This window comes from Sphingobacterium sp. 40-24 (assembly GCF_001899705.1).
Classification (GTDB): domain Bacteria; phylum Bacteroidota; class Bacteroidia; order Sphingobacteriales; family Sphingobacteriaceae; genus Sphingobacterium; species Sphingobacterium multivorum.
Genome location: NZ_MKWH01000038.1, coordinates 32,402 through 58,096, shown reverse-complemented (window position 1 = coordinate 58,096; position 25,695 = coordinate 32,402). Strand labels below are relative to the sequence as shown.

The following is a 25,695-nucleotide window of genomic DNA, read 5'->3' as shown; positions in this document are numbered from 1 at the left end:
ACAATTACAAATACGTGATATTGATACTTTCAATAAGCCATCAAATAAAACAATAAGTGGCAGAAAGGACTTAAAATCAGGAATGCCAACGAAAAAACAAAAGGTAGTCCATTGAGACTTATTTAAATTAAAATTAAATAAGGTCACCACAAAACAAAAAGCGGTGTACATCATAGACGTACACCGCTTTTTAAATTCGTTTATATATACTACCTAAGCGAAAACCGCAAATGGCGAAACCTGCAAACAAGTTCTGACAACGCTATTCAATTCCATCATAAATTTAGCGCCATCTAATAATTCGCGCAACTGGAGCACATCCGCTACAGTTAAGATGAAACATCTTTCTGTACGAAAAGGCATAATGATTTCAAAATCAGATGAGCGTGTTGTATCATGAAGCATATGCTCAACATCAATCCCATCGATACGTTTCTTAAATTTCAAAAAATCCGATACCGAGAAAGACGTTGTTTCATTATTATATTCCAACCAGAAACAATTTTTGCGGCTACATTGATAAACTGTACCTGCTATAGTTGAAAACACTTCCTCAACATGTGCTAACGGACAAACCAATTTTGACATTTCTATTTCCCTTATCATTTAAATCGATCAAAAATAAATATTATTTATAATCAATCCAAGTAAAACAGAAGATTATTTTGATTTAATATAAATAAGCCTTTCAACCGCTCATGGTAATAAAGCCTCCATGATTTCCTGCAGCAAATTATGAAAACCAACTGACGCTCTTTTCTGACTATAACAACAAAAAAAGGAGGCCAGTTACTACTGACCTCCTGTATGTATTCCTATGTTTTGATCGTTATTAATCGTATTCTTCTTCCTCTTCTTCCTCTAGCGCAAGTACTTCATTACGCCCATTGATCACTGTATTTTTCGTTTTTGTTTTATGTTTGTTAATCTGTCTACGCAAGGATTCTACAGCAATATCTGTCGCCTCCTCAAAGCTTTTCGCTTGCCCTTTCGCAAAAAGCTGGCTTCCCGGGATATTTAATTTAATTTCTGAAATTTTATTTGCCTCATCATCGACATTTTCCAATCGCAGGTAGCATTCGCCACCAATAATGGAATCCAAAAACTGCTCCAATTTTCCTGTTTTCTTTTTGATAAACTCGATTAGCTTTTGATCAGCAGTAAATCGAATGGATTGCACAGTAATGTTCATTTTTCCTCCTTTTTTTAAGCTTTTGGATGAGCTTGTTTATAAATAGACTTCAGTCGTTCTGCTGAGTTATGCGTGTACACTTGCGTTGCCGCAAGCCCCGCGTGCCCCAGCAGCTCCTTAATTGCATTTAAATCCGCCCCATTATCCAATAGGGCTGTTGCGAAAGTATGTCTCAAAATATGAGGACTTCTCTTACCTTGAGTCGAAATCAGCGTCAATTGCCGATGTACAATAGCATAGATCAGCTTGGCATATGCTGGCTTTCCTTCTTTCGTAACGATTAGTAAGCTGTTATTAGTATCAACAAATTGCGTCGCCTTTTGTTGCAAATAGTTTTTCAATTCTTTCAATAAAAGATTATTGATCGGAACCAAGCGTTCTTTGTTCCTTTTACCTAATATAAGAATATTTTTATTAAAAAAATCTATATCCTGCTCCTTAATTTTCAACAATTCTGCCAACCGAATCCCAGTACCGAACAACAATTCCATCACCATATAATCGCGGCAGGATTCAAACCCATCCTGCTCCTGCCCCATCTGATCCAACAAACGGACCAGCTTTTCCTTTTCAACAACAACCGGTAATTTTTTAGCAGTTTTTAACGCTTTAATAAGCGTCATGGGATTTTTCGCAATACACTCTTCTCTTTGCAAAAATTTAAAATAAGTTCGCATTGAAGACATACTCCGGTTGACTGAACTTGCATTTTTTCCGGACTCTACCATTTGCGCAAAATAATGACGCAAATCACGGTATACGATATCCTGCACAGTCAGCCCCTCACGATTCAAAAAAGACTGGAACATCTCCAGCTCATGCTTATAGGCAATAACCGTATGTTCTGAATACCTTTTTTCAATCTGCAAAAACCGAATAAACTCCTTTTCCAACATATTTTCCCTCGCTATATAGCTTAAATTACAAACTTAAAAGCACAAAAAAAAGGGAAAAGCTAGGCTTTTCCCTTTATATTTTAAAATTCTCAGCGAATCAATTAATTAGCTACATCTTGATTCAAAGATTGTTTGTAAATCGCTTTTTTCACTTGAATGCGACGAGTTACAGATCTCTTTTCGTAAGCTTGACGTGAACGCAATTCTCTTAAAACTCCAGTTTTTTCGAATTTCTTTTTGAAACGTTTCAATGCTCTATCTAAAGATTCTCCTTCTTTTACATTTACGATAATCATGCGTTATATATACCTCCTTTCGTCGCTTTTAAATTTAAAGTGGGACAAAGGTAAGCTATTTCTTTTTAAAAAGGAAAACAAAATTATTTTTTTATAACAATCCGTATTCTTCCAACAAAACTTTTAAGGGTTTCTCCCTAGTACACAATGCTGTATGCCAACCCAATTGTTTTGCTGTCGCCAGATGTTGCGGACTATCATCAATAAATAAAGTCTCCGCCGGATCCAATTGTTGTTCTTGCATGACCAATTCAAATATTTCCGCATCTGGTTTGCGCATCCCCACTAAATGGGAATAATAGGTCTTTTCAAAAAAACCTTCATTGTCGGCAACACCATATTTTTGATGAATATCATTCATACAATAGGCATAATGAATTGCATTATTGTTACTTAACAAAAATGTTCGGTATCGATCTTTCAACTGAACTAGAATCTCATGGTAACCTTGTGGTACACCAAGCAGCAAACTGTTCCAGGCCGTATCAATCTGTTCGTCCGTCAGGGCTGGATTTTGGGTTAATGCTCTTATCCCCTCACGGAATTGCGTAGAATCAATTTTTCCTTTATCAAAATTATCAAAAAGTGCACTTTGACCATGATGTCCAAATACGGCATCCACATTTTCTATACCTAACTGAGTAAAAGCATCTTTCAATTTTACAAAGTCGATCATAAAGATCACATTCCCATAATCAAGAACAATATTTTTAATTTTTTCCATTGAATTATTTTGAAATATCGATACAAATATCGATAATTGCATCGTCAAAACGGCACAACAGCTGTTTAAATTGACAAAACAAACGACCTGCTCCTATAGCTCAGTCGGTTAGAGTAGAAGACTCATAATCTCATGGGCTAAGGCACTAAAAAAGAGTTTTTTAGTACTGAAAACCTCTCCTAAACAGAGAGAAAATTTCAGAAAGTTTAAAACTCAAAAAATTTGAGCATTTTTGTCTATATTTGACAAATAAAATAACATAAGCGCCTATAGCTCAGTTGGTTAGAGTAGGAGACTCATAATCTCTTGGTCACAGGTTCGAGCCCTGTTGGGCGCACTAAAAGCCGTTTCAGAAGAAATTTTGAAGCGGTTTTTTTTTCATTTCTTTGAGCCGATTTCGTCGGCGAGACAGTCACGGGTAAATCGCCCCTACGGCTGGTTTTACATAGTTTTTTGTTGAACTTCACGCAAAACCGTAACAAATAGGTAACGGAAATTTTTGCGTGCTAATTGAAAAAATTATGGCAACCGTAAGCGCAAAGGTTTATGAACACCACAAGAAAGCAGATGGAACTTACAACGTAAAAATTTGTGTCCATCACAAAAGTGAAAGAAAGTTTATTGACACAAATCACTTTGTTGTCAAGAAGCAACTTACCAAGGATTACAAAATCAAAGATCCTTTTATTGCAGACAAGGTCGAACAACAACTAAGAGATTATCGCAAGATGATAAGTGATCTCGACGATCGACTTGATTATTTTTCAGCTACATCATTGCGGGATTACCTGCGTGACAAGGACGGAGACATCGACTTTATTAAGTTTTGTACCCAACACATCGAACGACTAAAAAAAGGAGGAAAAAAAGAAAAAGGAACGGCAAAAAATCAAAGCACAGTTCTCAACAGTTTGATAGATTATTTCAAACGTCCAGTTGTTTCCATTAAGGAAATCAACTCCAATATGCTTGTAGCGTATGAACGATACCTAAGATCAGAACGGACAATGACACGTTACAATCAATTGGGTAAAGCTGTTACCACTACAAAAAAAGGTTTAAAAGATAGTGGACTGCACAACCACATGAGAGATTTACGAACATTGTTCAACGCTGCACGAGAACTTTATAATAATGAAGACCTCGGCATCTATCGCATCAATCATTACCCATTCAAGAAATATAAGGTTGGTTCCCCACCCCTTACCAAGAAAAGAAACAATACACTTGAAGAGGTATTAATTATCCGTGATTGTGTCACAAAACCCGGAAGCCGTGCGGAATTGGCAAAGGAACTTTATATGCTTTCATTCTACTTATGCGGAATAAACGCAGTAGACCTTTACCAACTGACAGAACGTGAAATTAGAAATGGTCGTGTGGATTATAATCGGTCTAAAACAGAGGATAAGCGCAAAGACAACGCATTTATCAGTATTAAGATCGTTGATGAAGCAAAACCTTTATTAGAAAAATATTTAGGTCAATTATCAATTCGATATTCAAGTAGTGACTGCTTAAATTGGGCGTTGTGTAAAGGCATGGAACAATTACGTAAATTGACTGGCATACCCGAACTTACTTTGTATTGGGCGAGACACACGTTTGCCAACACGGCAAGGAATGATTGCCGTATGTCCAAAGACGACGTGGCTCTTGCACTTAATCACGTTGACGAGGGCAATCGTACAACAGATATTTACATCGCCAAAGATTGGAAAATTGTGGATGACGTACAACGGAAAGTCATTGCGCAGCTAAGAAAAATTGAAATTAAGGTGATGAAGAAAGTACAGAAGGAGAACGAAACAGAAAAAATCGCCGCCTAATAAAGTAGAATGGATTACATGGGAATATTTTTCTCATGTAATTCTTTTTAAGTATTTAAACGCTTAAATTTGAATAACGATGAAAAATGTAATTTGGTTCTTTATTACCTGCATCATTTCAACAGTTGGATATTTTGCAGCCTTATCTATGAAAACTCCGTGGGTAGGATTTGCCGTTGCTTTTGGTATATGGTTTATATTTATTTGGACTACTACGAAGCCAAGAAGACGAAGACGTTAATATATTGGGTGGTGATACAATCTATTGTTCTACTACCCATTCACTCTCCTTTCTGATATTCTTTACTCCATTATTATCCAGCCATGCTTTGAAAGCGTATTCGTCATCAGGAGTAAACTTTACCGTATCGCCACTATGCAACATTAGTGTGAAATCTTTAAGAATACATATATACTTGAAAACTTCCGAAGCGGGATATTCAAAATTCGGGAAACACGTTGAGGCCGTCATATTATTAAGAGTTGATTTTAACCACTATGCCGACGTCAAAAAAAGCGTAGGCAACAACTTACAGCACTGAGGTCTTAGGAAACCCAACAACAATAAGTGCGCCCACGCCGTAGCATGAGCGTTCTACACTTGTTGTCCTGCTGTTTTGAAAGTTCCTAAGTTTCAGTGCCGGACTCAAAGCAAAAACGCTTTAAGAATATCTTTACGCAAAGATACTAATTAAGTCCAGCATTATATATAAAGAAATAGGCTGCTTAATTTAAGCAGCCTATTTCTTTAATTCAACGACCTAAATTCATTAGGTGTTATACCTGTTTTCTGTTTGAAAAGCCTTGTGAAATGTTGCGGATATTTAAAACCTAATTCGTAAGCTATTTCGCTAATGGATTTATCCACATCAAAAATCCGTTCTTTGGCTATATTAATTACTTTGGCTTGAATGTACTCTTGTGCTGAGATACCTGTTTCCTTTTTGACTAAATCCCCAAAATAATTGGTAGATAAATTGAGTTCGTCAGCACACCATGAAACGGATGGTAAACCTATACTCTGGGGTTTGTCCGAAGCAAAATAGCTGTTTAATATTTCTTCAAACCGTTCCAAAACCCCTTTATTGACATTATCTCTCGTAATAAATTGGCGGTCATAAAAACGAGTACAGTAATTCAAAAATAGCTCAATATTCGATACGATCAGTTGCTTGCTATGCTTATCAATGGCATGTTGCAGCTCATATTCGATTTTGGCGAAACAATCTTCAACGATTTTTCTTTCCTGTTCCGACAGATGCAGGGCTTCATTGACGGCATAAGAGAAAAAATGGTAATCCCCTATATTTTTCCCAAGTGACGTTCCTGCAATCAAATCGGGTTGGAACACCAAAGCAATTCCTTGTGGCTGGTAGTAATTATTGCCGTTCTCCCCTATGACCTGATTAGGAGCAAGAAAAATCAACGTTCCCCCCTCATAGTCGTAGTTGCTCAATCCGTAACGCAGATCACCACAATATATTTGTTTTAGAAAGACAGTATAAAAGCCATAACGCAACCGTCTAAGCTTTCTCGGATTGGCTTTATCCAAATGAACTACACTTACCAATGGGTGCAGGGTTTCATTTTTGTTAAAATCATTGTATTCTTTGATGCTGTTGAAATAAAGTACATCTTCCATTGCCTTATTATTTAATTACTTACTATACAAACTTACAAAATCATTCCCCTCTATTATACGCTGTTCCATCCAAATCAGTGATTTTGGTAGGTAAAACAGTAATTGGTATAAGTAGGAACCTAATAATTACCCTGAACTTTGTAATGTCAATAATTTGAGATAGTTATCACCTTTAAACATTAGGACATAAATTATATATAGAATGATGAGCAAGAGAAACTGGATAATGCAAATAGCACTTTTAATATTTATGTTGCCCGTGTCCTGCACACCAGCACAGCAGGAAACAATTAGTCCAAACGGACAATTAAACATTGATCCCGAACGCACCCTAATTGTTTATCTTTCCCGAACACAGAACACAAAGGCAGTCGCCGAAATTATCCATAATAATATAGGCGGTACTTTGGTAGCGTTGGAATTGGAGACACCATATCCCCAGCACTATCAGACAACGGTAAATCAGGTAGCCGAAGAAAACAGAACTGGCTATTTGCCACCGCTCAAAACAAAGATTGACAACATTGAAAAATACGATACAGTGTTTATCGGTTTCCCCACTTGGGGAATGCAGTTACCCCCACCTATGAAAAGTTTTTTAAACCAATACGATTTAAGCGGTAAAACGATAGTGCCGTTCAATACCAACGGAGGCTACGGCATAGGTAGCAGTTTTGAAACCGTGAAACAGCTATGCCCCAACAGTACCGTATTGGATGGCTTTTCGACCAAAGGCGGTGTAGAGCGTGACGGCATTTTATATGTGATGGAGGGCGAAAAAGAAAAACAGGTACAAGTAGAAGTCAAAAAATGGTTGCAGAAAATTAAAGCAGTAAACTAAATATTATTTGTATGAAGATACTAAATAGAAAATCAGTAACCCTATTGCTATTAGCAATAGTTGGTATTTTAAGTAATCTAAACGCCAAACAGAAGATGACAGCAGAAAACGAATTAAGCCCGAAAGAACAAAGCATAGTCGCTATTTCCTCACTTACGGCAAAAGGCGATTTGGACAAGCTGAAAACAGCTTTAAATGCAGGGCTTGAAACAGGTTTAACCGTCAATGAAATAAAGGAAGCATTGGTACACACGTATGCCTATTGTGGATTTCCCCGTAGTATCAGAGGCTTGCAAACCTTTATGGAAGTGATTGAGGAGCGCAAAGCCAGCGGCATCAATGACAAGACAGGCAAAGATGCTTCACCCATTGACCAGACAGCCAATAGGTACGACCGTGGTAAAAAAATTTTGGGAGAATTGACCAAAACGCCACAACCCGAAACGCTTTCGGGTTACTCGGCATTTGCCCCGACCATAGATACCTTTTTGAAAGAACATCTGTTTGCAGATATTTTTGAACGGGACGTACTGACCTATGCAGAAAGGGAATTAGTTACCGTTTCCGTAATAGCGTCGATTGGTAAGGCAGAACCCATGTTGCGTTCACATTTAGCCATCTGTCTGAACGTAGGCTTAACTCCCCAACAGTTGCAAGAGTTTGTTTCCGTCATTAAATCGACCATAGGTAAAAAAGAAGCCAAATCCGCACACAAAGTTTTGGACGAAGTGCTTGCAACCAATAAATCAAAATAAATATAAGATGAGAAGCATTACACTTTTAATGATAACATTCGCTATGTCAGCCTGTACAAATACAGAAAACACAGAGACACAGACCAACGGAAATTCTTTGGTCATCAAGGAACAGGGCAGTTTTGCCGTAGGCGGAACAAAGTTATCCGCACAGGGAAACTTTGATCTCGCTAACCCCTTGAAACCCGATGGACAAACCTTTCACGGCGACCATGCCTATGTTTTCTATCAAGTTCCCGCAAAGGCACGAAAGTACCCATTGGCATTTTTACACGGAGCAGGGCAGTCCAAAAAAACTTGGGAAACGACCCCAGATGGACGGGAGGGATTTCAGAATATCTTTTTAAGGAAAGGTTTCGGGGTTTATTTGCTTGACCAACCCAGACGTGGCGAAGCTGGTAGGAGTACGGTTGAAGAAACCATCAAGGCAACCCCCGATGAACAGTTTTGGTTTACCCAATTCAGAATAGGCAATTATCCCGATTACTTTCCCAACGTACAGTTTCCAAAAGACAAGGCTTCACTGGAACAGTTCTTTCGGCAGATGACCCCGAATACAGGGGCTTTTGATACCAACGTTATCACCGATGCTGTTTCACAGCTATTTGATAAGATTGGAAAAGGTATTTTGGTAACGCATTCACAGGGAGGTGGCCCCGGTTGGTTTACGGCAATAAAAAACGATAAGGTCAAAGCGGTGGTAGCCTATGAACCCTACAGCAGTTTCGTATTTCCACAAGGCGAATTACCCGAACCGATACAATCAACAGGGCTTTTCGGCGCACTGAACGGCGTAGAAATACCTTTGTCTGATTTCGAGAGGTTGACCAAAATCCCCATTGTAGTTTATTACGGCGATAACATCGCCAAAGAGCCAACCGATGTGTGGAACAAAGATCATTGGCGGTCGGGTTTGGAAATGGCAAGGTTATGGGCTGAAACCATTAATAAGCATGGAGGCGATGCAACAGTTGTACACTTGCCCGAAATAGGAATTAACGGTAATACACATTTTCCGTTTTCCGATTTGAACAATATCGAAGTAGCCGACCTTTTGGCAAAATGGCTAAAAGAAAAAGGCTTGGATTAAAGTGATATACATTAAGATAATGAACAGAAAAATCAAAAATTATGTGATGGCCTTGTCTTTGGTTGTCCTGTCCAGTACAATACTTTTAGCACAGAACAGTACGGGTAAAAAGCCGCTGATGATTGAACAACAAGGTAGTTTTTCCGTTGGAGGTACCGTCATTACAAATCCCGGCAAGTATGACCCGGTGAACCGTACACCGGACGGACAGACCTTTCATGGAGACCATGCTTATGTTTTCTATCAAAAGCCTGTTGATGCCAAAAGGTTGCCACTGGTATTTTGGCATGGGATAGGTCAATTCTCAAAAACATGGGAGACAACCCCCGATGGACGGGAAGGCTTCCAGAATATATTTTTAAGGAGAGGATTTGGTGTCTATGTCATTGACCAACCAAGACGTGGTAATGCCAGCCGGAGTACGGTCGAAGCAACGATTTCCCCTACACCCGATGAGCAGGATTGGTTCGGCACTTTCCGCGTAGGTGTATGGCCGGATTATTTTCCGGGAGTTCAGTTCTCCAAAGATCCCGAAACGCTCAATCAATATTTCCGTTCGATGACTCCGAGTCTCGGACCTATTGATCCAGCCGTGGTCACCGATGCCGCAGCGGCCCTCGCTGAAAAGGTCGGGCCTTTGATCTTGGTAACACATTCCCATTCGGGAGGTTTCGGATGGATAACAGCCATTAAAAATCAGAACGTAAAGGCTATTGTATCTTATGAACCCGGTTCGGGCTTTTTGTTTCCCGAAGGAGAGGTTCCTGTTCCTGTAGAAAGTTCCGCAGGGCCATTGGTAGCCACTGCAATTCCAAAAGAAGAATTTCAAAAATTGACTAAAATTCCCATCGTTATTTATTACGGCGATTTCATACCGGAAAAATACGATGCAGGCAATCCCGGTGCCGATGGATGGCGGGCAAGATTAGAGATGGCAAGGAAGTGGCGCGACGTTGTCAACGAACATGGCGGAGATGTAACGGTCGTCCATTTACCCGAAATCGGTATCAAGGGCAATACACACTTCCCGTTTTCCGACTTGAACAATATCGAGGTTGCAGATGTGATGTCGAAATGGTTGGCTGAAAAAGAGTTAGACAACTAAAAACATAAAAAAATGAAAAATCTGTTAATAGGCATTACGTTGTTCCTTTGTGCTACTTATACCTATGCACAAAAGGTAGCCGGACAATCTGACCATGCCATAGAAGTCAATACGGCTTCTGGAGTAGTTCGGGGATTGACCGAAAAAGGCGTTTCCGTTTTTAAGGGTATTCCCTATGCTGCACCACCGACAGGAGAATATCGTTGGCGACCACCGCAACCTGTATCTTCATGGCAGGGAGTGCGAGACGCTACCAAAGATTGTGCTGACTGTCCACAACGCTCCTGGCCGGGTTCAACGGCAATCCAGTCCGAAGACTGTCTTTTCCTTAATGTGTGGACTCCGGCAACTGCCACAGAGAAATCAAAACTACCCGTGATGGTTTGGATTCACGGTGGTGGCTTCGTAGGGGGAAGCGGCTCCGGGCCAGCTTCTGCAGGAAGTGCATTTGCCAAACAGGATGTTATCCTAATAACTATCAATTACAGGCTCGGCCGTCTTGATCATTTTGCATTTCCCGCATTGAGCAAGGAACATCCAGAAGAATTTAAGGGCAGCTACGCCTATATGGATCAGATTGCAGCACTACAATGGGTACAGAAAAATATTGCCGGGTTTGGTGGTGACCCGAATAACGTTACCATATTCGGACAATCGGCTGGCGGTGTTTCGGTACATTCGCTTTTGACAATACCTACCGCAAAAGGCCTCTTTCACAAAGCAATCAGTTTATCCGGCGGTGGACGTGATGGAGTACTTACGGGTAGACCTATCAATAAAGAAAACGCTGATCCTCTTTATACCGTTTCAGCGGAGAAAATCGGAGTAAACTTTGCACGCAAACATAACATCGAAGGTACAGATGCCAACGCATTAGCCAAACTTCGTGCATTAAGTGTGGAAGAAATCGTGGATGGTGGACAGGAAAACGACAGCTCTGGCCTTCGGATCTATTCAGGGCCAATCCTCGATGGGAAATTGGTGATAGAAACAGCGGAGAGCGCATACAACGCGGGCAGGCAGATTAATGTCCCACTCATTATCGGAAGTTGCAGCGCGGAGATAAGTGGTGCATTTGTCAATAACGCCACTTCAAAGGAAGAGTTGTTTTCAGCATTTGGCGAATTGGAAGCTGAGGCTAAAGCCGCGTTCGATCCCAAAGGCAATAAAGAATTGGCTGAGGTGATGACACGGTTAAACACGGATTGGGTATGGGCGGAGCCAGCAAGAATGACGGCAAAGGTGTTTGTTGCTGGACGGCAACCCACGTACGTTTACCAATTCGGTTTCGTCTCTCCACCACAGCGTGAGCGTTCTAAGTATGGTGCCGGACACGGCTCGGAACTACCGTTTGTGTTCAACACACTCAATGCCCGATGGGGAACAACTACCGAGCCAACACCCGAAGAAAAAGAATTAGCCAAGAACATGAATACCTATTGGGCTAACTTCGCTAAAACAGGTAATCCCAATGGCGAAAGGCTTCCGGTATGGCCCCCTTATGACACCCGGAAAGAAGAAATACTTGATATAGACTTGGATGGCAAGGCTGTCGGCAAGGCTGATCCGCGAAAGGCAAGATTGGATGTAATTGAAAAAGCATTCGAGAAGAATCGAGAACGGATACAATCAAGAGGTGGCATCTAATCTCAACAATTATTTGAAATCAAAAAAAGAATATAAAGATGAAAGCAATATCTTCTATCATTAGAATCATTATCGGGCTAATAGTTGCGCAATCGTCTTACGCACAGTTGCATCCAATAGAAACAAATAAGACTATCGGAAATTATACGATTGAACAACAGGAGATCATTAACCTATCTAAAGAAAAATGGCAATGGATGTCGGATAAAAAGGTTGATACCCTTAATACCCTTTTTCACGAGAAGGCTGTTTTTGTCCACATGGGAGGTAGCATGACAAAGGAACAAGAGCTTCGTGTTATCAAAAGCGGAGGCATTCACTACAAGCAAGCCGATATTCACGAAGTATCGGTAAATATCATGGGTACTGTTGCCATTCTCTTAAATAGGATTACACTGTTGGCTGTAGTTGGAGGGAATGAAGTAACCAATCCATTCATGGTTACTGAAGTGTATCTAAAAGAGGGAGAAGACTGGAAATTAGGTTCTATGTCATTCACAAGATTGTTAACGGCTTCCGACCGATAAGTAATTTTAATACCATAACAAATTAAATAAGATGAGAAATTTAACATCAATAATTGCAGTAGCTATGACGACAATAGCGACAGAAACAGTTAACGCTCAATACCACCAAAAGGCAGAACAAAACCCTTATACATTGGTATATGACGGAGCGATCACAGAGAACGTAAAAGGAAAAGTGAATATTCACCCTGTTACCTACAAACTGAACGGAATTGAAATAGCAGCCAATGTTTATACTCCGGCAGATTACGATGCTTCCAAGAAATATCCGGCAGTAACAGTAGCACATCCTAACGGTGGTATCAAAGAGCAGACAGCCGGACTATATGCCCAACGTTTGGCAGAGGCGGGTTATATCACTATTGCTGCCGATGCATCATATCAGGGCGCAAGTGGCGGTGAGCCCCGCCACACGGATAAACCACAATACCGGACAGAAGACGTTCGTGGTATGGCCGATTTTATTTTGCAATATCCGGGTGTCGATGCGAACCGTTTAGGAGCATTAGGTATTTGTGGAGGTGGCGGTTATACGCTAAATGCCACCAAATCAGACAAACGCTTTAAAGCGGTGGCTACGCTAAGTATGTTCAATTCAGGTGAAGTAAGACGTAACGGATTTCTTAATGCTGAATTAAATACCATTCAGGAACGTCTAAAAAAAGCGTCGGATGCCCGTTTGCAGGAAACGGCAGACGGTAAAATAATCTATGCAGGTGTAGCGAGTGTGACAGATGAAGAAATAGCTAAGGTTCCAACCAAATTTTATCGTCAAGGATATGAATATTATTATAGAACACATGCACATCCTAACTCGACATTTTTGTACACAATGAGCAGTCTTCTTGACTTGATGACTTGGGATGCAAAAGATCAGATTGAACTGATTGACCAGCCTCTACTGATGATTGCAGGAAGTGAAGCCCAGACAAAATACATGACGGATGAAGCTTTTGCGAAAGCTACCAATGCAAAAGATAAAGAACTTTTTGTGATCGATGGAGCAACCCATATTGAAACTTATTGGAAGCCCGAATATGTATCGCAAGCGGTAACTAAACTGGAAGCGTTTTTTAAGAATTATCTTAAATAATCTTCCGATAAAATTCAACAGGTACTAACGATGGTTTAGTTTATTGATAATAAGAAAAAAAACATGACAATATGCCTTAAAAATAGCTTCCGATATTTGACAGCCCTCGGTATAGTTTCCTGTCTTGTGGCATGTAGTTCCAATGAAAGTAAAAATGGAACATGGACTGCTTATAAAGGCGATGAAACAAGTTCGAGTTACTCGCCGCTGGACGAAATCAATGCATCCAACGTAAGCCAGTTGGAGAACGCATGGACTTTTCAGATGACCGATCTGGAACAGGGCGAACAACCCGTATCCAGCCAGAGCAATCCAATCATAGTGGGTGGTATCATGTATGTAAATTCCGGAAAGCAAACGGTGTATGCCATTGATGCGGCTACAGGTAAAGAAATCTGGTCTTGTAAGACCTTAGATGAGGGTGTGCCAAGTGCAGCCAGCAGAGGTGTTACCTATTGGGAAAGTGGAAACGATAAGCGGATTTTATATTCTTCGGGTAATTATTTGATGGCCATTGATGCCAAGAATGGAGAAATCATCCGTTCGTTTGGCATCAATGGAAGAATTAATCTTAATGAGGGCATGAGAGATGATCCCGAAAAAATTTCGGTAACGCTTTCTACTCCCGGAAGAATATTTAAAGACTTAATCATCATCGGGGCGCGGACACCGGACTTATATGGAGCGCCCCCCGGATATATCCGCGCCTACAATTGCAAAACAGGCAAATTAGAATGGACTTTTCATACGATCCCGCACCCCGGAGAAATCGGTTATGAAACATGGCCACCCGATGCATACAAATATGCAGGAGGTGTTAACTGCTGGGCGGGCCTTAGTATAGACACGGATCGAGGTATGGTTTATCTGGCGCTCGGCTCCCCGTCGTATGACTACTACGCTGCCGACAGAACGGGCGAAAATCTTTTTGGAAATTGTGTACTCGCATTAGATGCTGCCACGGGCCACTACAAATGGCATTTTCAAACAGTCCACCATGATTTGTGGGATTACGATCTGCCAGCTCCACCAAATTTGGTCACTTTCAAAAAAGATGGAAAGCAGATTGATGCAGTAGCACAGGTGACCAAACAGGGTTTTGTTTTTGTTCTTGACCGTGATACAGGCGAACCCATCTATCCCGTGGAAGAACGAAAAGTTCCAGCTTCCAATATGCCGGGTGAAAAAGCATGGCCTACACAGCCGTTCCCTGTAAAGCCAAAAGCCTTTGTGAAACAATTTATGACAGAGGATGATTTAAATCATTACTCCGATGAAGATCACAAAGCCATCTTAGAACAGTTCCGATCCGTTAGGTATGAGGGGTTGTTTACACCACCCGATTTAAAAGGAACATTATCGCTTCCTGCTTCAAGAGGAGGCGCAAATTGGGGTGGAGCAGCTTATGACCCTATCACTACATATCTTTATATCAGGGGAAACAATCTGCCGGAGATTCAGACTATTGTTGATCTCGATAAGCACTTTGCTACCCGTGACAACTCGATTTTTGAAACGGGTCGGGTAATTTATATGCAACACTGCTCGTCCTGTCATGGTGGAGATAAAAAGGGGGTTCCCCCTACTTTTCCATCATTGGTAGACCTTAAAGACAAAATGGAAGAAAAAGAAGCACTTGAAAAAGTAAGGATGGGCGGAGGTGCAATGCCAGGCTATAAAGGTGTACTGACCGCAGATGAGGAACAAGCTATAATGGCTTATTTATATGATAAAACAGGAAGCCAGACGGCACAGGCAACACAAGAACAACCAAAAGAAAAAGAACCCAACACTATCAGATATGGTAATATCACAGGTTACCGTACATGGTCCGGGCCAAGTGGAAATCCAGCAATGAAAGGCCCGTGGGGTACTTTAAATGCACTTAATCTTTCCACGGGTGAATATGAGTGGCAGATTCCTTTAGGTAATGACGAAAAATTACAGGAGAAAGGAGGCCCTATTACTGGTTTGCTCGGACGGTCAGGCCCGATGGTCACTGCAGGAGGATTGGTGTTTATCAGCGGTGCCGAGGACAAAAAATTATGGGCATTTGATAAACGTACAGGCAAAATGATTTGGGAAACTGAATTACCCGCAGCCAACAACGCTAATGTATGTTCTTACTATGTAAACGGTAAACAGTATGTTGCCTTGTCTGTAGGAGGCACAAAGGAAAATCCTGCGGGTTCAATTATGGCATTCAAACTTCCCTAAACATAGGATTAATGCCGCTAAACTTTAAAAGAATAAAAACATGAATATAAAAAATACAGCAATACTATTCCTTTCCGTAATGTTGGGAATTTCTTGTAATCAACAATCCCAAACAGAACAAGCTATGCAAGAGAAAACACAAGAACCTATTTTTGCCAAAGGCGAAAAGGTAACGAACGATAATTTTACGGGAACGGTTTGGGTTAATTATTTATCGGAAACAGATACCATCCATAATGTAAATATCGGTTCAGTAACATTTGAACCCGGAGCAAGAACAAATTGGCATTATCACAAAGGGGGTCAGATACTTTTGGTAACCGAGGGAAAAGGTCTGTATCAAGAAAAAGGCAAGCCAGTGGAAGTAATTAATAGAGGCGATGTAATGAAATGTCCACCCGATATAGAGCATTGGCATGGTGCTACATCCGATGAGGCGATGACACATATTGCTATCGGTACAAATACCAATGTTGGTGGAGCAGTGTGGTTGCAACCTGTTACCGATGAGGAATATAATAGTAATAAAAAGTAAATAGACGCTTACGAGCATTAACTAAACGGCAAAGTGAAATATCACATTGTATTTGATATGGCGAGTTTAAAAAATTAGCGGGTCACTATCATTAATAAATTCCAGATACACCCACTTTAGGGAGGTGTCTGGAATTTCTTTTTAAACGATTACAAATTCAAAGAGCATTATCGAACAAGAATACATTTAACTCAATACGCATATCTACTTATGGAATACGAAAAATACCCATTAGAATGGTTAGACCTATTGGTAATGGTTACTCTAAATCCAACTAAAACAGACGTTAAGGCACTTACCCAAGAACAAGCGGAACGGATCGAAAGTCGTTTGAGTGATGAAATCCTACATTTGCAGTCACTTATAAAAAGTCAAGTGTTTTTCATTAACAAGGAAGATGAAATAGGCTTACTCATAAAACAATATCATGCTTCGCTGATCGCCTTGCTTGACCAAACGATCAGGAACCAAGAACTAACAGAACCCGACGCAGAACCGATACAAAACTTAAATAAGATACTTCTTACAAGTCTTGATGAACTTTTCTCGTTTTTAGAAATTCGATTTTCCAAATATATTAGTCTCGATGAACGATTGCCTGTCACCTATTTTGATGTGACTAAACGTGAACTTAAAATAAAGATAGAGAGGCTACAAAAGTGTACTTTGGATAATCCGGTTGTGAAACTATTGGTCAATAAGATGACAAATTTTATAACATCGCCATCACATCCGTATGATCTGACTTTTAGAGTTGTGCTGTACTTTAGGGAGCTTATAAATGGATTGGAAAAGATTGATTGGTTGCATAATGACAATGAAGAATTTTCCCAATTAGAACATCTGCTGATATATTTGAATTTCAACAGTAAAAAATTTATGAATTTGCTTACTGATCGTCTTGCTACCGAAGTTAATCGTTATGAGCAGCCCGTACAAAAAATGGATAAATTATTGTATTTCTACAAAGCATATAACCAATTGCATCGTAAACCAGATATGAAACTCAATCCGAAATATCGGGATTTGGACACGGTGATCGGCAATTGGTTTTCGCAGGAAATAGTTTATTTGGAAAAGAAATTGAGATTAGTTGTATTGCCATTACAGGGTAGCAATGGTATCGAACAAACACCAAAACAAAAAATCCTTTGTGTCCTTTCAACCGATCAAATGGCATTGATACTTCGCGCTACAGACGATCTAAGGATTATCCAGGCTAAATCACTAAATGAGGTTTTTAGAACGATAGCCCCTTATCTTTCTACCCCCTATAAAGAAGATATTTCACACGGTGCAATGCGAAGCAAAGCCTATAGTCCCGAAGAAAGAGACAGACAAATTGCTATCGAAACATTGGAACGGATCATAGAGAAAATCAAAGAATATTAGCCTAAGAAAAACCTAAACCTTTTCATATTTCTGCTTAAATAACCACGGGTACAAAAAGGGAACACCAAAAGTTGTACTTGTAGCCGCTTATGCTTTGTCCTATTTTGGGTTTTATTCAAAACCTTAGTTGTATGTCAGATTATAAGTTTTGTGTTTATGGAAGGAGTATCAATGAATTGGCTGTACACATTGGAAGACAGTTTACATCCCAGTAAACTAAATATCTACGAAGAACACGACATTCTTTATCAATTAATGGCCGATTTAGAGAAAGAGATTAAGCAGTTTCGGCCTTATTTTATTGAACAGCTTGGAAATTCAGAGAAAGTTGCAAGAATTTATCTCATTCAATTAATAGAAGTGAGCAATAAAATCTATACCTATCTAACTAAAATGTCTGCATTGTGGACCAAAGGCCGTTTCCCAAACTACATACGGGATATTTATCGTCACATTCTTTCTTTATTGGGATCACTTATGGAAATGTGCGGAGGCTTTGACCGAGAAATTCAATTGGGACTTCCTTTAACAAACTATTCATTATCCAATATAAGGATCATGTTAAACCAAAAGTTTGAAATCGTCCGTAAACAAATCGGAAACTCCAATATAGATAAGCAACTAAGCGAGCTCTTGTTGTCCGGTCTGCAATCCCATATCCGAAAAAAAGAAATGAAGAAATCCGATCTGGATTATGCCTGTCTGATATTGGACAGACTGGAAGATTCGGAAAGCTATTCAACGCCGGAAATGGAAAACCTCTTGTACCAATATGATTTTAATACCCCGGCTTTTTTCAATTACTGCATCATAAATTGTAACCGAGTGCTCTTGGACACGCCAAGCCTGCACGAGCAGATGGAAATACTTATCGGATTCGAGGATAGAATAAACGGACTACCCCCAAGAACCGCTTTAAGATGGATGCTCGAAGACATATCCATTAGAGAACAATTAAGGGTATTTCTAAAAGAGAAGAAAGCATATCTTCATCAACGGATGGAGTTGCGCCGATCCGAAATTGAAGATCATAAACTCACCGAGGAAAACGAACGTATGGAGGTAAGCGTTCCTGTTACTCAATTAGGTGTATTCGTGAGGTTGTTTATGGAGAGAGGGATTTTACCTAAAGAAGATGTAGGACGGACTTTTGCACACTATGCACGACACTACCGCACACCTAAGACATCTTTTATCTCCGCCGAAAGCCTGCAAAAGAAATCTACCAATATAGAATATTCAACAGCGAATAAAGTTAAGGGGCATTTGATCGGTATGGTCAACTGGCTGAACGAGCATCACAATACGAACCGAGATAAAGAGCATACTTCATGAAGATACCCTATACACTCTATATCGACGACGAGCGGTTATACCTCAATGAGCAGCCCCAAGATTTTCCCGATTGGAATAGGTATCAGTTGCCCTTTGCTAAAGAAAAACGTCTTATGAAAGTACCGGAGTTACAATTGTTCAGTCAACAGTTGGTTCACAATCCATTCTTTATTGATCTGATTGAGATTGATGTTAAAGAACACACTTACATTCCTTTCGTTATACACGATAGGCAACTATATATGTATTTTATGTTAAAGGGAAGTTTGCTCTATACGACCGAAAAGAAAAGACCAATCGTAAGGACACAGGCCAATACGCTCATGATGTCATACTATGATAAAGGATCATATTTTGCCTATGCCAAGAAAGGAAAACATATCGCGCTGGTCGTGAGCATAGACCCCGACTGGATCAGGAGCATCACCCATGATTATAAAAATATCCAATGTATCCTGCAAAGGTTCACCCATAGTAAACGTCTTTATGATACCATGTATATGCGTCGCATGGATCGAAAAATACAGCGGTGGCTTTATAAAATTTATAGTTACTCACGGGAGAATAAGGGAGCATTAGACGGCAACTTACGTAAGTATATCAGTCTATTGCTGGAATACTACGACAAGGCATTAGAAGATCAGGACAGTGATATAGCTTTTGAAATCAAAACTTTTGTAGAAGCTAACTATCGCGATGCAAGGTTGAGCATTACGTTTTTGTCCGATCACTTCAACATGACAGAACGAACCTTGACAAATATATTCAAACGAAGATACCATCTTAGTGTCCAACAATATTACACCGATCTACGCATGGAAAAAGCGATCAACCTAATGGATCAGGAGAGCATACTCATCAAAGACGTTTATATGAAAGTTGGATATACCGATGAACGAACATTTCGCTATGCTTTAGAGAGCTACCAAAAACGCAATAAGTAAACATTTTCCCGAAAATTGAAAAATATGGTAAGATTTTAGCACAAGTTTGCTCAATTTTTACCGTTTCTTTCTTTCCCACGTTTCCATCTTTGGTGAACTTTATACCAAAGGATGATACAGCTATCATTAGCAATCAAAAGCAATGGAAACAACAATTACATATCAAGACCAACGAAAGAGAAAACAGATCGCTTTCAATATAGTAATTGCACTGTTACTACTCCTTTGGGTGCCCGTGAGCATCGATAAGATAATAGATTTTGCATCCTTTAAAGATGGTATCTTAAAACAACCTTTTTCTAATGATTTAGGCTATGTGCTAATCTATACCCTACCAGCTTTGGAGCTGTTGATCGCATTCGCCTTAGTATCCGAGAAATTCCGCAGGATAGGTTTAATCCTATCCACTTTATTGATGGCTGTCTTTACAGGATATATAGGCGTGGCTCTCCTGGGCGCATGGGAAAAACTACCCTGCGGATGTGGATCGGTGATTAGTGGAATGACTTGGATACAGCACTTTTTCTTTAACCTATTTTTCTTGGCCCTAAGTATCAGTGGACTTTATTTATGGTACAAACTACGAGGTAGTGACGTGGGAAACAGAACTACCGAGGGCGGGTCGGCCAAAAGACAGATATAAAATATTGTATAACGTCAAAATTCTAAGACAATGAAAAAGTTGAAAGTAAATTTAATGATGGTTCTTGCTTTAGTAATCGGAGTAGCAACCATGTCGTTTAAAATGGCAAGTACAGCAAGTACTTATCATTACACAGGTACTGCAAATCCGGGTGTATTTGCTGACCCTGCCAATTGGCAACCCGGAACTTCTCCAGTAGCTTGTAATACTGGAGAAGAAACGCCTTGTCAGATAACTGCGGAAAACCAAATGGACTTGCAAAGCAAGCTGAATGGGAAAGATAACGACGAAGTATTGGCTATCGTTGACAGTAAACGGGAATAATTCAGAAATATTCCAAAACGTAAAAGGGGCACTCTAAAAATAGCCCCTTTTACTTGTAGTAATTATCTTGGATTTTGCTGTATTCCACCAATTTCTATTACAGTTTCAGGAATAGCAATGGCATAACGTAAATCATTGGGTGGTAATGTTATAGTTTGACCGTTAACCGTTCGTGTTAATGTTATATTGTATCCGTCCCTATTCAACCTTTTAATATCTGACCATCTAAGGCCACGATACACCAATTCCTTTCTTCTTTCATTTAAAATCGTCTTCAATGCGACATCTTTATTAGTAAAAGAGTAAGGTATAAATTGATTGGTATCCCATCGTTTTATCAGTAATTTATTCAGCGCTTTCGCAGCTTCGCTAAGGTCATCTAATCGGGAATTACATTCTGCGATAATTAAAAGTAACTCACTTGTAGTAATTCCTGTAATAAGAGCAGTACCACCCGTATGCGTACCTTTAAATCTATACTCGCCGTCAGCAACTTCACGGAAATATATTTTTTTTCTCAAATCCCCATCATCATACAGGTTATACAGTGATAGCGATATTCTTGCTATATTAAAGTTGTTAATATTAGATGAAAACATTCGTGTTTGAAATACGATTTCTTTACTTATTTGATTTACTGCTGGAATAGGATAGTTTGCATTTGGTTCTAATCCATTAAAGTCGATCAAGTCGTTACTTATTTCAAACGCCTTTTCTGCATTATCCAATGCATCGGCATAATTTCCCATTATCAAATGAGTTCTTGCCAACAATCCATAAACAGCAGCTTTAGTCGGTAATGTAGGCGAAATAATTGTCGGCGGTAATAATGGAAGTGCATCCGTTAAATCTTTCAGTATCCGTTCGTAGGTTTCTTGTACGGATGACCTTACCGACGTAATGTTCATATCAGGGTCCAACCGCAATACCATTCCTAAGTCTGTATTTGCCGTTGACTTGTTATACACGGGAGCCCATATTTGTACACCATCAAGATAACGGGCTGCCCTAAAAACCAAAGCCTGTCCTTTAATATAATCCGCCTCTTGTCCATTCAAATTGTTTTCTTCAAGTCCTTGTAGAACCGAATTGCAGATATAAATTATTCTATAACAATTATACCATTCATCACCTGCCGAAGACAGCGGACGACTTACATAATCTGGTTGCCATGTGTACTGTCGTTTATCACTTTCATAAAACAAACCGTTATAATCTGCATCTTTTAAAAAATGGTCATCACAGCTTGCTTCCCCTATTGAGCAAAATATATGATTAATATCATAAGCATTATTAAGTAAGGATTGCAAGTCATGTAGAGTTGTAGGAATGGCTAAACTCTTATCCGATTTTTCTTCAAGAAACTTTTCGCATCCTGAAAAAAGCATTGTTAGTAACAATAAAAATGTAATTATTTGAGTGTTCTTTTTCATCGTAATATCTTTTATAGTTTGGCTTTAAGACCAAGTGAATAATTTGCAGGAGTTTTAATATTGAAGAAGCCTAAAGCAAAGTCAGGATCAATCCCTGCCTTGTTAGCTCGCCATAATACCCCAAGATTATTTGCATTGAAAAATACCTGCAATCCCTTGATACCCTTTCCTTTGTTCTCTGCAACCGTAAGGTCATAAGCGAGGTTTATATATTGGAGTCGGATATGATCGCCTTTTTCTACTAAAACGCTGGAACCATTGTAAAAGGCATCCCGATTAAGGTCTGTTGTATATGGATTTACAGGTATGTTTGTTTGTGTCTCATCACCTGGCTTTTGCCAACGTAGTGCATAATCGGAATGCCCTTGCCAGTTATAAAACAGGTTGGTATAGTTAATCGAGTTACGTCTAAACCAATAACCGAATTTGTATGAAACACCAACTTGCAAACTGATATTTTTATAGGACACTGCATTGATTAGTGAACCAAATTTGGTAGGAATTGACGAACCAAAATATTCAAGATCTTCCACCTTAGTACCTGTTCCAACAATACTGCTATAATTCTTACTTACCTCTCCATTTAGGTATCCCTGCGCTTCTCCCGTATTGGGGTCAAGTCCAGCCCATTTATACGCATAAATTGCATATACAGGATTTCCCTCAATGCCCGATATGGGTGGAGAGGAAACATTGACATATTGTTGCGCCAATGTTCTTTCTATTCGATAGCTGACAATTTTATCCTTGTATAAACTAAAATTCAGTATGGTGCTCCACTTAAATGCACGATCTATATTTATACTTTTTAGTTGAACATCCCAGCCGTTTCCTTTCATACTGGCTACATTTCGCATCATTGTGGGAGGTACACCCGTTGTATAATCCATTGGAGCCATTCCAAAAAGATTTATACCCTTTTTTTGATAATACTCTATTGAACCAGATAAACGGTCATTCCGCAGTCGAAAATCTACAGCGAGGTTTAGCATTTTTGAGGTCTCCCATTTTAATAATGGATTGTAGTAATTATTAAATTGTGCGTACACTGCCCCTGTAAAAATGTTTACATTGTTGGGATACCAAATTGTATTTACCGCAACCATAGCGGGGTCAATATTACCACTAAAACCATAAGTTGTACGCAGATTTAGATATGGTAAAAAATCAACTTTGTAAAACTTTTCATTGGATAATTTCCATGCAAGTCCTGCCGACCAAAAGGGGTTCCATTGATCGTTAGTTTTTAAACCGAAAAGGTTACTTGCATCACGACGGGCGCTTGCCGAAAGTACATATCTGTTATCAAACGTATAAGCAGCATTAGCGAAATAAGATATAAACCTTGTACTTGTTTCGCCGAGGTGTTGACCTCGATAGACTAAATCGGCTCCGCCGTGTATAAGATTTGGATATGTTTTGGTATAATCCACATTTCCCGTAGTTAAGGTGTTTGGATTATAACCATAGAAACGTGCTTGATTTAATTGGGTTTGAGCGGAACGTGCTTCCCCACCAATTAAGGCAGTTATATTGTGCTTACCATAGGTGTTGTCAAAGTTAAACTGACCACGCACATTATTAGCGCTTAAAACATTGTTGGAGTTATCCAATATGCCGCCATAAGGTACAATGTAAATTACATTCCCATTTACGATTTGAGAAAAACGATTGATATAATCCCTCGCCATATAACTGTTTTCGTCGGCAAGGCTTGTGTTTGTTCCAACCTGTCTTTCGTATTGGTAATTTACAATAGCATTTAATCCCTTAATAATTTGGTAATCGATGGTAGTCGTTGCCAGTATATCGGATACTCTGCCGTTTGAGGTTTGGTATAGCCAATCCGTTAGCGGATAATAATTCCAGTCAAGTAATTTTCCATCACCAAGATTCTGGACGTAGCTTTGATTATAGTCCCTTGCAACGGGAATGGCATTCCCATTTGCATCAGCAATCTGCATGTAGGGTACAAAACTACCACCTTTCATATAGATATTATTGTAGCCGTAACGCCCTGACTTATTTTGGTTTTGCGTATAATATAGTCCAGTACTAAGAGAAAGCCGCTCAATTGGACGGTAGGTGTTTTGAAAGCGAAGATTAATGCGCTCGTAAGTACTTCCCAAATTATCCTTATTACTGTCGTAACCCACCGAAGAAGTCCAAGAAAACTTGTTTGCTCCACCTTGAGCACTTAAAAAGTATTGCTGGTTAACTGATGGCTTGTACGTATATTGATTGAATTGATCTCTTGCATCCACATTTCTTAAAGCATCAATCTGTTTTTGTGCCTGCTCTTGTGTTAATGTCCCCGCGCGGGCTTTTTCTAAAAGGTCAATTACTGGACTGATTATCGGATGGCTTGGAGAATTAATATCGCTATCGTAATAACCTCTGTTAAACAATTCCTGCTCTACGTCAATATAATCACTGGATGACATCTGCCGTATATAACCTAAATCCGGCTTGGCCCCGATAGTTAAGTTGGAATTAAAATCTAAGGAAATAGGTCTGTTAAAGTTTCCTGTTTTCGTTGTAATAACAATAACACCGTTGGCAGCTCTTGCCCCCCAAATACTGGAAGCCGATGCATCTTTCAAAATAGTTATATTCTCTACAATGTTTGGATTGATATTGTTAATATCACCGTCATACGGGAAATTATCTACAATAATCAAGGGGTCTTTTTGCCCACTTATGGTACTTAATCCCCGTATCATCATTTGTGGCGCGCCTTGCTTTCCGTTATCCATCACCATACTATTTGCAATAGCTGGCAGTCGGGAAAGAATATCTGTACCCACTTGCTGGTTAAATAGTTCATTGCTCACCGTCGAAAATGACCCTGTTGCCCGTTCTTTGGGTATTTTCTGATACCCGGTCGATACGACATCCACTTCATCTAATAGGCGTATAGATGCAGTCAAAGAGATATTTAAAATCTCTCTTTGTGGAAGATTTACCTTTACTTTTATAGGTTCGTAGCCTACATGATTAACTAACAAAACAGCAATAGAACCACCGACCGTTTGGATAGTAAAATTACCTTTGTCATTGGTGCTAACTGATAGGTTTGTTCCTTGTAGGGATACAGTTGCTCCCTCGATAAGTGTGCTATCATTAGCGGTAATAATTCTGCCTGATATACGCTCCTGCGCATATAACGAAACAGAAATAAACGTTGTGATAAGAAGTAAAATAGTTTTCATTCATAAAAGATTTAGATAGTTAA

24 protein-coding genes and 1 tRNA gene are annotated in these 25,695 nt (G+C 39.6%); 16 read left to right on the top strand and 9 right to left on the bottom strand.

What is annotated here, in order from left to right; genetic code table 11:
* Positions 1-213: 213 nt before the first annotated feature.
* From BGP15_RS16125 to BGP15_RS16105, 5 genes are all read right to left on the bottom strand, one after another.
* Positions 214-588, bottom strand: a complete 375-nt coding sequence (locus BGP15_RS16125; protein WP_046672136.1) for a DUF6686 family protein — start codon at positions 586-588, stop codon at positions 214-216.
* Positions 589-832: 244 nt separating this feature from the next.
* Entirely contained in the window at positions 833-1,192 is a 360-nt protein-coding gene (gene hpf, locus BGP15_RS16120) for a ribosome hibernation-promoting factor, HPF/YfiA family (RefSeq protein ID WP_286753256.1), read from the bottom strand.
* 14 nt (positions 1,193-1,206) lie between these two features.
* A complete protein-coding gene (locus tag BGP15_RS16115; RefSeq protein WP_286753255.1) occupies positions 1,207-2,088 on the bottom strand; it encodes a tyrosine-type recombinase/integrase in 882 nt (293 codons plus the stop codon).
* Between the two features lie 101 nt (positions 2,089-2,189).
* Entirely contained in the window at positions 2,190-2,384 is a 195-nt protein-coding gene (gene rpsU / locus BGP15_RS16110) for a 30S ribosomal protein S21 (protein WP_046672133.1), read from the bottom strand.
* Positions 2,385-2,475: 91 nt separating this feature from the next.
* Positions 2,476-3,108 (bottom strand): HAD family hydrolase, encoded by a 633-nt coding sequence (locus BGP15_RS16105; RefSeq protein ID WP_286770096.1) that lies wholly within the window; start codon positions 3,106-3,108, stop codon positions 2,476-2,478.
* A 263-nt stretch (positions 3,109-3,371) separates the two neighbouring features.
* Here BGP15_RS16105 and BGP15_RS16100 point away from each other — a divergent pair.
* Both BGP15_RS16100 and BGP15_RS16095 read left to right on the top strand, forming a co-directional pair.
* A tRNA-Ile gene (locus tag BGP15_RS16100) sits at positions 3,372-3,445 on the top strand.
* Positions 3,446-3,629: 184 nt separating this feature from the next.
* Positions 3,630-4,937: a phage integrase SAM-like domain-containing protein gene (locus tag BGP15_RS16095; protein WP_286770095.1), complete on the top strand. Its 1,308-nt coding sequence runs from the start codon at positions 3,630-3,632 to the stop codon at positions 4,935-4,937.
* A 262-nt stretch (positions 4,938-5,199) separates the two neighbouring features.
* Here the strand turns inward: BGP15_RS16095 and BGP15_RS16090 are convergent, their stop codons facing one another.
* Together BGP15_RS16090 and BGP15_RS16085 are read right to left on the bottom strand one after the other, a co-directional pair.
* The gene (locus BGP15_RS16090) at positions 5,200-5,409 is read right to left on the bottom strand and encodes a hypothetical protein (RefSeq protein ID WP_286770094.1); all 210 of its coding nucleotides are present in this window, start codon (positions 5,407-5,409) and stop codon (positions 5,200-5,202) included.
* A gap of 276 nt (positions 5,410-5,685) precedes the next feature.
* Positions 5,686-6,579, bottom strand: a complete 894-nt coding sequence (locus BGP15_RS16085) for a helix-turn-helix domain-containing protein (RefSeq protein ID WP_286770093.1) — start codon at positions 6,577-6,579, stop codon at positions 5,686-5,688.
* A 202-nt stretch (positions 6,580-6,781) separates the two neighbouring features.
* On the opposite strand from BGP15_RS16085, the gene BGP15_RS16080 reads away from it, so the two are divergent.
* From BGP15_RS16080 to BGP15_RS16015, 14 genes are all read left to right on the top strand, one after another.
* Complete coding sequence (locus tag BGP15_RS16080; RefSeq protein WP_286770092.1) at positions 6,782-7,420, top strand: flavodoxin; 639 nt, start codon at positions 6,782-6,784, stop codon at positions 7,418-7,420.
* Positions 7,421-7,431: 11 nt separating this feature from the next.
* Positions 7,432-8,175, top strand: coding sequence for a carboxymuconolactone decarboxylase family protein (locus BGP15_RS16075; protein ID WP_286770091.1), 744 nt, complete (start codon positions 7,432-7,434; stop codon positions 8,173-8,175).
* Between the two features lie 7 nt (positions 8,176-8,182).
* On the top strand, positions 8,183-9,265 hold the full coding sequence (locus BGP15_RS16070) for an alpha/beta hydrolase (protein ID WP_286770090.1): 1,083 nt from the start codon (positions 8,183-8,185) through the stop codon (positions 9,263-9,265).
* Between the two features lie 19 nt (positions 9,266-9,284).
* Positions 9,285-10,370 (top strand): alpha/beta hydrolase, encoded by a 1,086-nt coding sequence (locus BGP15_RS16065; RefSeq protein ID WP_286770089.1) that lies wholly within the window; start codon positions 9,285-9,287, stop codon positions 10,368-10,370.
* A gap of 12 nt (positions 10,371-10,382) precedes the next feature.
* Positions 10,383-12,017, top strand: coding sequence for a carboxylesterase/lipase family protein (locus BGP15_RS16060; protein ID WP_286770088.1), 1,635 nt, complete (start codon positions 10,383-10,385; stop codon positions 12,015-12,017).
* 38 nt (positions 12,018-12,055) lie between these two features.
* On the top strand, positions 12,056-12,544 hold the full coding sequence (locus BGP15_RS16055) for a nuclear transport factor 2 family protein (protein ID WP_286770087.1): 489 nt from the start codon (positions 12,056-12,058) through the stop codon (positions 12,542-12,544).
* 31 nt (positions 12,545-12,575) lie between these two features.
* Positions 12,576-13,637 (top strand): alpha/beta hydrolase, encoded by a 1,062-nt coding sequence (locus BGP15_RS16050; RefSeq protein ID WP_286770086.1) that lies wholly within the window; start codon positions 12,576-12,578, stop codon positions 13,635-13,637.
* Between the two features lie 63 nt (positions 13,638-13,700).
* Entirely contained in the window at positions 13,701-15,854 is a 2,154-nt protein-coding gene (locus BGP15_RS16045; RefSeq protein ID WP_286770085.1) for an outer membrane protein assembly factor BamB family protein, read from the top strand.
* Positions 15,855-15,894: 40 nt separating this feature from the next.
* On the top strand, positions 15,895-16,389 hold the full coding sequence (locus BGP15_RS16040; protein WP_286770084.1) for a (R)-mandelonitrile lyase: 495 nt from the start codon (positions 15,895-15,897) through the stop codon (positions 16,387-16,389).
* Between the two features lie 210 nt (positions 16,390-16,599).
* Positions 16,600-17,781 (top strand): hypothetical protein, encoded by a 1,182-nt coding sequence (locus BGP15_RS16035; protein ID WP_286770083.1) that lies wholly within the window; start codon positions 16,600-16,602, stop codon positions 17,779-17,781.
* Between the two features lie 156 nt (positions 17,782-17,937).
* Positions 17,938-19,116: a hypothetical protein gene (locus tag BGP15_RS16030; RefSeq protein ID WP_286770082.1), complete on the top strand. Its 1,179-nt coding sequence runs from the start codon at positions 17,938-17,940 to the stop codon at positions 19,114-19,116.
* Entirely contained in the window at positions 19,113-20,060 is a 948-nt protein-coding gene (locus tag BGP15_RS16025; RefSeq protein ID WP_286770081.1) for a helix-turn-helix domain-containing protein, read from the top strand. Before BGP15_RS16030 ends, BGP15_RS16025 begins: the two co-directional genes overlap by 4 nt.
* 142 nt (positions 20,061-20,202) lie before the next feature.
* Positions 20,203-20,703: a MauE/DoxX family redox-associated membrane protein gene (locus BGP15_RS16020; RefSeq protein WP_286770080.1), complete on the top strand. Its 501-nt coding sequence runs from the start codon at positions 20,203-20,205 to the stop codon at positions 20,701-20,703.
* Between the two features lie 30 nt (positions 20,704-20,733).
* Positions 20,734-21,027, top strand: a complete 294-nt coding sequence (locus tag BGP15_RS16015) for a hypothetical protein (protein WP_286770079.1) — start codon at positions 20,734-20,736, stop codon at positions 21,025-21,027.
* A 62-nt stretch (positions 21,028-21,089) separates the two neighbouring features.
* On the opposite strand, the gene BGP15_RS16010 is transcribed toward BGP15_RS16015, so the two are convergent.
* Both BGP15_RS16010 and BGP15_RS16005 read right to left on the bottom strand, forming a co-directional pair.
* On the bottom strand, positions 21,090-22,460 hold the full coding sequence (locus BGP15_RS16010) for a RagB/SusD family nutrient uptake outer membrane protein (protein ID WP_286770078.1): 1,371 nt from the start codon (positions 22,458-22,460) through the stop codon (positions 21,090-21,092).
* Between the two features lie 11 nt (positions 22,461-22,471).
* Positions 22,472-25,672: a SusC/RagA family TonB-linked outer membrane protein gene (locus BGP15_RS16005; RefSeq protein WP_286770077.1), complete on the bottom strand. Its 3,201-nt coding sequence runs from the start codon at positions 25,670-25,672 to the stop codon at positions 22,472-22,474.
* Positions 25,673-25,695: the final 23 nt, after the last annotated feature.